Origin of the sequence: Pantoea sp. CTOTU49201 (genome assembly GCF_032054795.1) — a bacterium.
Taxonomy (GTDB): domain Bacteria; phylum Pseudomonadota; class Gammaproteobacteria; order Enterobacterales; family Enterobacteriaceae; genus Pantoea; species Pantoea symbiotica.
On sequence record NZ_DAMBSA010000533.1, the window covers coordinates 1 to 2,510 of the forward strand.

Below are 2,510 nucleotides of genomic sequence, written 5' to 3' on the forward strand. Positions count from 1 at the left end.
TTGCGGTTCTGCCGCCAGCGCGCGCGCAATGCCGACGCGCTGCTTCTGTCCGCCAGAAAGTTCATGCGGCAGCGAGGCGGCGAAATCTCCGAGTCCTACCATTTTCAACGCGCGCATCGCTTTGCCGCGCGCGATTTCCGGCTGTGCGCCCTGCACGCGCAGCAGAATGCTCATTACGTTTTCCAGCGCGGTGAGGTGATCGAACAACGCGAAGTGCTGGAACACGATGCCAATGCCTGATTTGGCGCGGTTCAGCGGCAGATGACGCTGCGCCAGCGCACGACCGTTTTCGTCGCTGCCCATAAAGTGGCCTTCGGTTTGAATGGTGCCGCTGCTGCGTGGCGTCAGCGCCAGAATCGATTTCAGCAGCGTACTTTTGCCCGAACCGGAGCGACCGAGCAACACCACCACTTCGCCGCGACGTACGGTTAACGACAGCGATTTCAGCACCGCTTTACCAGCGTATTCAACGCACAGCTGATCCACTTCCAGCACCGGCGCGGCGGTTTGCGTATCCCAGCGTCGTTTTGGTAGCTGCATCGGCATCACTTCCGCTTCCGGCGGCAGTTTCGCCAGGCGCGCGCGTGCCCGACGCGCACGTTCATCAAGGTTGTAGAACTTCTCCAGCCACCACTGACCGCCCGCCAGCAGCGTGGAAAGAATCAGGTAGATGCCGCCCGACGCGACCAGCACCGGAATAAACAGGAAATTTTGCGACACAATCGCCTGGCCGCGCATCGTCAACTCATTGACGCCCACCACCGAAGCCAGCGAAGTGGATTTCAGCAAGCCCACGGTTTCATTGCCCATGGTGGGCAGAATGGCGCGCAGCGCCTGCGGGATCACAACGTGAATCATCTCTTTGCTGCGCGAATAACCGAACGCCTGCGCTGCCATGCTTTGGTCGCGATCGGTCGCCATAATGCCGCCGCGAATGATTTCGGCGCAGAAGGCGGTTTCGTTGATCATCAGCGCGACAAGGGCGCTGGTGAACGGGCTCAAACGCAGACCAAATTCCGGCAGCACGTTGTACAGCAAAATCAGCTGCAGTAGCACCGGCGTGCCGCGCAGCGTATAGATGTAGATTTTCACCGGTACGCGAATAAACCAGTGCTTTGAGCTGCTGGCTAACGCCAGGAAAAAGCCAATCAAAATGCCGCCCGCTAGCGCGCCAACCAACAGCTGCACGGCGATGACAGCGCCTTCCCACAAGTAGGGGAAAGTCAGGTACTTAAGAAAATCATCCAAGGCGTTATCCTCCTCAACGCCTCGGTTTAGTCACCGAGGCGGCTGAGTTTATGCATTAACCACGCGCAACCACCGGACGTTCGGCAGCGCTGCCCTGGCCCCAGTAATCCAGCAGTTTTTTCTGTGCGCCGCTCTCCTGAATCACCTTCATAGCGTCCAGCACCGCTGCGCGCAGCGTGGCGTTGTCTTTAGCGATCGGGAAGCCAACCATGATCGGCAGATCCACGGTGAAGCCGCTTTGCAGCGATTTGTCCGCTTTGGCTATGGCAATGGCTGAACCGGCTTCGGTCAGGTAAACGTCCGCGCGACCGCTTTTTACCGCCTGAATGCTGTTGTCGGTGTTCTGCACCATCAGCATGCTCACTTCGGGCTTACCGGCAGCGCTGCATTTGGCGCTTTGCTCCGGCACCAGTTTGTTGGCTTCGTAGGAACCCGCTGCGGCGGCGACGGTTTTGCCGCACAGATCATCGACGCTGTTGATTTTCTTCGGGTTGCCTTGCGCCAGCACCGAACCATCCTGCACCTGCATCGAGGCGACAAAGGCGATCTGCTTCATGCGCTCTTCGGTGACGTAAAGCATCGGGCCGATATCGGCGCGTCCGCTGGAGATTGAGGTGAGCAGCACGTTGAATGAGCCGCTTTGGTAGCTGTGTTTCGCGCCGAGGCAGCTGCTGATGCGCTCGAACAGGGAAGGATCGAGACCTTCAATGATGCTGGGATCTTTTTCCGATGGCGCTTCAAAGCCTTTGGTGTAGCCGCCAAGGCCAACCACCAGATCTTTGCCTTTCAGCGACGGATATTTGGTTTGCAGTGTTTTGCACTGCGCCATCGCCGCGAAGTCGCTGGCGGTTGGCGTGATGGGATCGGTGCTGGCTGCGTGGGCGCTGGAGAGGCCCGCCAGTAAGCTGCCGCTGAGACCAGAGATTAACAAAGCAGTGCGTGCAAATTTCATAATAAGGTTCCCCTGATGCTGGTGAATGAGAAAGCGATGACCTTGTGATTTATGAACGTCTTTGGTGCTTTTTTTAGATGGTCGCCATGAATGGCGACCCTACGGAAATTTCGGAGGTTAATAACCGCGAGCCGGATCAACCTGATTACGCAGCGGTTGCCCGTGGCGGAAACGCGCCAGGTTATCGATAAACACCTCAAGGCATCCGGCGAGATAGGCGCTGTGATCGTCGAGGCTGCAGTGCGGCGTCATTACTACGCCGGGCGTGTGCCACAGCGGGTCGTCGGCGGGTAACGGCTCTTGCGGATAG

General features: G+C 58.2%; 2 protein-coding genes and 1 pseudogene. All 3 read right to left on the reverse strand.

The genetic code is table 11. From position 1 onward, the window contains the following. Positions 1–1,248: ABC transporter permease subunit (locus RTY00_RS23355; protein WP_312666553.1), on the reverse strand; the 1,248-nt coding region annotated here is incomplete at its 3' end. Positions 1,249–1,303: 55 nt separating this feature from the next. After that, positions 1,304–2,200 (reverse strand): transporter substrate-binding domain-containing protein, encoded by an 897-nt coding sequence (locus tag RTY00_RS23360; RefSeq protein ID WP_179452880.1) that lies wholly within the window; start codon positions 2,198–2,200, stop codon positions 1,304–1,306. 117 nt (positions 2,201–2,317) lie between these two features. Next, a pseudogene (locus RTY00_RS23365) lies at positions 2,318–2,510 on the reverse strand (D-2-hydroxyacid dehydrogenase); the annotation flags it as partial.